Here is a 4,307-nt window from a genome sequence, read left to right as displayed (position 1 = left end):
ATTTTCTCGGGGGAAGAATATGCATTCCATAGCTGCAAAGCTCACAATGCGAGCGGCGATGATCGCTGTTCCGTTGCTGGCCGCAGGTTGTTTTATGCCCACCAAACAACCCGACGCAGCAATAGTCAAGCCGGCACCTGCAGATCGGGTATTTGCACTCCCCGACCAAGGCGCTTCCACCGGGAATGTGGTGGTAACCCGCGACATCGGCGCTGTTGGTAGCAAGTGTGCAATAGGCGTTATGGTCGATGAGCAGATGGCCGCCCATCTCAACACAGCCGAATCAGTCACCTTCGCATTGAAGCCAGGCCGGCACTTGCTGACGGTAACCGGAATTGACGGCCCCGGCCTGTGTTCATTCAATGCCACCAAATCCGCGCTGGCCAGACGCCGTTCGACCGAGATCTTTGTAGATGCCGATACAACGCGGAAGTACCGGCTAACTTTCCCTGCAGTGGAATCACCGCCGGTGATCGAGCCTGCTTTCTGACGACACTTTCTCGTTGCAGCACAAATGCAAACGCCCCTTTCGGGGCGTTTTTGCATTCTTGGCGGCCTACTTGCTCCAGCGCTTGGAACGCGTCGGCTAGACCTTTGTGACGCGACTATCGAGCGGGATCTACTTCCGCTCCATCGTCGGGCGACCGCCAGCAGGCCAGAGAATTCGGTAGACCAGCTCGTCGCCAGCAGCGATAGTCACATTCTGGAACGTTGAGACGTTCTGACAGAGACCGCCGCCGGCCTCAAGCTTCAGGAAATACGAGCCGGGCACCACGTGCATGCTGGCCGATTCGCTTGGCTTCAACGCAACGACCTTCTGATCATCAATCAGGATGTCGAACGAGCAACCACCACCTGCAAATCCTTTGTCACGGGTCACTTTGATTGTGGCCGACCGTTCGGCACTGCGATTAAAGTAGCTGGCGTCGTACACCCTACTGGCTGACACAGCTTTGGCGGTTCCGGGGGTGACTGGTGTCGAGGAGCACCCTGCGGCGAGCGCTGCAACGAATCCCAAAACAGCAACCTTCTTCATATGGCCTCCCTGTAGGCCTTCGAGTCTACCGGATGCGGTGGGACAGCAGGCGCCGATCAGCTACAGCGCGCCGAGCAAGAAAAGCGCTGGCATCTACGGCCGCATGCGCAGAGGAGGAGCCCAGCGCGGGTACCCAAAATCCAGGTACCGTCGACTTCAAGATGCGGCCAGGTCAACTGCACATCGACGAGGGCAGCGCAGCCCGCTTCTTCTATTGCGCTAGGGCAACCAACGCAGATCGCGGTGCCGGCCTGGACGCGTGCAAGAAGTCGCCCGCAGGCATGGTGTCCAGCACCAGTGGGCAGCAAATGACCCGCCGCGATGAGGGTGATCAGGTCGCCCCAAAAGGGGAACACCCCCCTACCCTGAAGCCGACCGATCTCACGCGCTACCTGTGCCGGCTGGTCACTCCAACCGGCGGCGTGGTGCTGGACCCGTTCATCGGCAGCGGCAGCACTGGCAAGGCCGCAGTACTCGAGGCTTCCAGTTCACCGGTACTGAGTTGGACCCGGACTATGCCGGGATCGCTGAGGCAAGCGACAGCGTTGCGCAACCTGGATTGCCGTTAGGAGCAAACGCATGAACACCGCCACCGAGCAGCTGCGCGCTGCGTTGGCCACGAATTGGAGGAGGACATCATGCCGCCGAAGAACACGCGCGAAATAACCGTCGCGGAACTGCACGCGGACCTGCAGCCGATCGAGGTTGTTGCCATCYGCACCAGCCTCGGCCAGTCGTGGATCTATCGCCGCATGAAGGAAGGCTCGTTCCCGCACTCATATAAGATCGGAGCGCGTCACGTATGGTGGAAAAAGCACATCGACCGCTTTGTCGCCGGCGAATCCACAGAATGTGGGTGAAAGCATGGGGCGAGCGGCGTAGACAACGAAAAGCCCCTATTTCCAGGGGCTTTTTGAAAAAACTGGCGGAGAGAGTGTCTGAATTTAGGGCGTTCCCTAGCTTCCGTGCACCTTCGTGAAACCAGTCTCAGCCCTTGCGCCAGCTAGGTTTCACCATCCGGGTTCGTTCGCAGGCTTTCGCGGGAAGTCGCGCCTGCTGGGTGGGTACATGGATGGGTAGGAAATGGGATTGAAGATCAATCGCCTGACGGCGAGACGGGTGGCCACGGTCACCGATCTGGGCTACCACGCTGACGGTGGCGGTCTATATCTGCAGGTGACCGCGTCCGGTGCCAAGAGCTGGGTGTTCAGGTATCGATTTGAGGGGAAGCGCCCGGAAATGGGCTTAGGCCCGCTGCACGTGATCGGCTTGGCCGAGGCGCGGGAGGCGGCAGCAGCCGCGAGGAAGATGGTACAGGCAGGTCAGGATCCACTCGCGGGTAGGCGAGCGGCGGCTGTCGCCACTGCCAGCATCCCAACATTCTGGGAGGCCGCCATGGCATATATCGCAGAGCGCGAAGCAGGATGGACCAACCCGAAGCACGCGGGCCAGTGGACCAGCACGCTAGAGACGTATGCAAAGCCGGTGCTGGGAGATCTGCGGGTGGATCGAATTGAGACCGAGCATGTCTTGGCCGTGCTTCGGCCAATCTGGACCACCAAAACGGAGACTGCCAGCCGGGTCCGGCAACGCTTGGAGGCAGTGCTTGATGCCATGACCGTGCAGAAGAAGCGCAGTGGGGAGAACCCAGCGCGATGGCGCGGGCACTTGGCCGTGATCTTGCCGAAACCCACTGCGGTGACCAAGGTGGAGAACTTCGCTGCCCTACCCTACACAAAACTACCCGAGTTCATGGCTGCATTGCGATGCCGTCATGGCGAGGCTGCGCGCGCATTGGAATTCACGATCCTCACGGCCGCTCGCACGGGAATGACCTTGGGCGCTGTTCCCGGAGAGATAGATCTGGCGGCCGCGACCTGGACTGTCCCTGGTGACAGGATGAAGGCGAAGACCGAACACACGATTCCGCTCCCGGCGGCTGCGATTGCGCTTGCAAGGCCACGCATGGGGCGCAACTTATTGTTCCCCAACGACCTCAGCAACCAGCCGCTCAGCGAAAACGCGATGCTGGCACTGCTTAAGCGCATGGGGTATGGCCATGTCACGGTTCACGGCTTTAGGTCGACCTTCAAGGACTGGGCAAGCGAGACCACCGATTTCGCTGACGATCTGTCCGAGGCTGCCCTAGCTCACCGGATTCGGGACAAGGCGAAAGCTGCGTACAAGAGAGGAACCATGCTAGAGAAGAGGCGCCATCTGATGGCGACTTGGGCATCCTTCTGTGGACAATTGTGGACGAATGCACCGGATTAGCAAGTGGCGCACAGCCTTCAGAACTCGCCGAATATTCACGTCTTGAGAACGCTCTTTCTAATCCTATTAAAGACCACTTCAGCGAGAACGGGAGGAACACTATTTCCAATTTGCCTAAACGCCTGCCACTTAGTCCTGTCAAAATGAAACCAATCCGGAAAACTCTGCAAACGAGCAGCTTCGCGGGGAGTGATCACGCGCGGCATTCTAGGATGAATTGGCCGTACAGCCTGAAAAGAGCCGCGATCCGCCCCCGTCCCAGCACGTAATGTCGGACAGAAACCATCCGGCCGAAGCCGTACAGACTTCGTCTTATAGTCTTGCTCACCAGGCCCCAAGCTGTCATACCTCATGCGCAGCTCAGCACTATGAACCGTTCCCTGATGATTTAGAACAATACCCTTATCCAAGAGCCGTAAGGATTCGGGACAACCTATTCCAACAGGGCGATCCCCCCTCAGTTTTTCTTGGTAGAGAGAATTGGCGACAGCATGAAGTCGAGCGCGGCCAGAGATATTGGCCTTCCAATCTTCTTCAACCGTGGCTGGAAGTCCGCGCAATGCGTGCCTCACCGTATTTATCCCTATGTGGCTGCCAAACGCATCAGTTCCCAGCGCGTGAACATTGAGACCACTTGCGCGCAACACTCCAACAAAAAATACACGCGTACGCGACGTGGGCGCACCAATATCCGACGCCCTAATCATAATAGGCTCGTGCAACTCGTAATCTTCATGCAGCGGTGCGAGCATGCCGTCCAGAACCTGCCTATTTCTATCGTGCAGGATTCCAACAACATTCTCCGCAACAAAAAAACGTGGGCGGGCTCCGATTACGAGCCTAACGAAATGGCCGAAGAGATTGTTTCTACTGTCGCCGGAATCTCGCTTGCCGATAACACTAAAACCTTGGCAAGGCGGCCCACCAATGATCCCATCCAGCTCCCCGTACTTAAGCCCCGCAGCATGAAGAAGGCCATTGGCGTCCAGAGCAGAGA

The 4,307-nt window shown here is 58.3% G+C and carries 6 protein-coding genes; 4 read left to right on the top strand and 2 right to left on the bottom strand.

The features are described from left to right. Nucleotides 1-490: hypothetical protein (locus AC1VAN_RS13265; protein WP_480985958.1), on the top strand; the 490-nt coding region annotated here is incomplete at its 5' end. Between the two features lie 129 nt (nucleotides 491-619). Here AC1VAN_RS13265 and AC1VAN_RS13260 read toward each other — a convergent pair. Then, nucleotides 620-1,036 (bottom strand): hypothetical protein, encoded by a 417-nt coding sequence (locus AC1VAN_RS13260; RefSeq protein ID WP_032976245.1) that lies wholly within the window; start codon nucleotides 1,034-1,036, stop codon nucleotides 620-622. Between the two features lie 32 nt (nucleotides 1,037-1,068). Here AC1VAN_RS13260 and AC1VAN_RS13255 point away from each other — a divergent pair, with 32 nt between their 5' ends. The 3 genes from AC1VAN_RS13255 to AC1VAN_RS13245 all read left to right on the top strand — a co-directional run bounded on the left by AC1VAN_RS13255 (nucleotide 1,069) and on the right by AC1VAN_RS13245 (nucleotide 3,310). Then, nucleotides 1,069-1,605: a DNA methyltransferase gene (locus AC1VAN_RS13255; RefSeq protein WP_081794562.1), complete on the top strand. Its 537-nt coding sequence runs from the start codon at nucleotides 1,069-1,071 to the stop codon at nucleotides 1,603-1,605. Nucleotides 1,606-1,674: 69 nt separating this feature from the next. Then, nucleotides 1,675-1,896 (top strand): helix-turn-helix transcriptional regulator, encoded by a 222-nt coding sequence (locus AC1VAN_RS13250; protein WP_480985957.1) that lies wholly within the window; start codon nucleotides 1,675-1,677, stop codon nucleotides 1,894-1,896. 223 nt (nucleotides 1,897-2,119) lie between these two features. Further along, nucleotides 2,120-3,310 (top strand): tyrosine-type recombinase/integrase, encoded by a 1,191-nt coding sequence (locus tag AC1VAN_RS13245; protein ID WP_442251182.1) that lies wholly within the window; start codon nucleotides 2,120-2,122, stop codon nucleotides 3,308-3,310. Between the two features lie 35 nt (nucleotides 3,311-3,345). Here the strand turns inward: AC1VAN_RS13245 and AC1VAN_RS13240 are convergent, their stop codons facing one another. Continuing rightward, on the bottom strand, nucleotides 3,346-4,206 hold the full coding sequence (locus AC1VAN_RS13240; RefSeq protein ID WP_480985959.1) for a DNA cytosine methyltransferase: 861 nt from the start codon (nucleotides 4,204-4,206) through the stop codon (nucleotides 3,346-3,348). Nucleotides 4,207-4,307: the final 101 nt, after the last annotated feature.

Source organism: Stenotrophomonas sp. 05L44_2 (genome assembly GCF_056665995.1).
The sequence above is the reverse complement of the archived record's forward strand: the minus strand, read 5'-3'. Positions and strand labels throughout refer to the sequence as shown.

Bases quoted from the DNA above. Each gene is read 5' to 3' on its own strand.
- AC1VAN_RS13260 (WP_032976245.1), bottom strand. From the start codon at position 1,036: ATGAAGAAGGTTGCTGTTTTGGGATTCGTTGCAGCGCTCGCCGCAGGG.
- AC1VAN_RS13255 (WP_081794562.1), top strand. From the start codon at position 1,069: ATGCGGTGGGACAGCAGGCGCCGATCAGCTACAGCGCGCCGAGCAAGA.
- AC1VAN_RS13245 (WP_442251182.1), top strand. From the start codon at position 2,120: ATGGGATTGAAGATCAATCGCCTGACGGCGAGACGGGTGGCCACGGTC.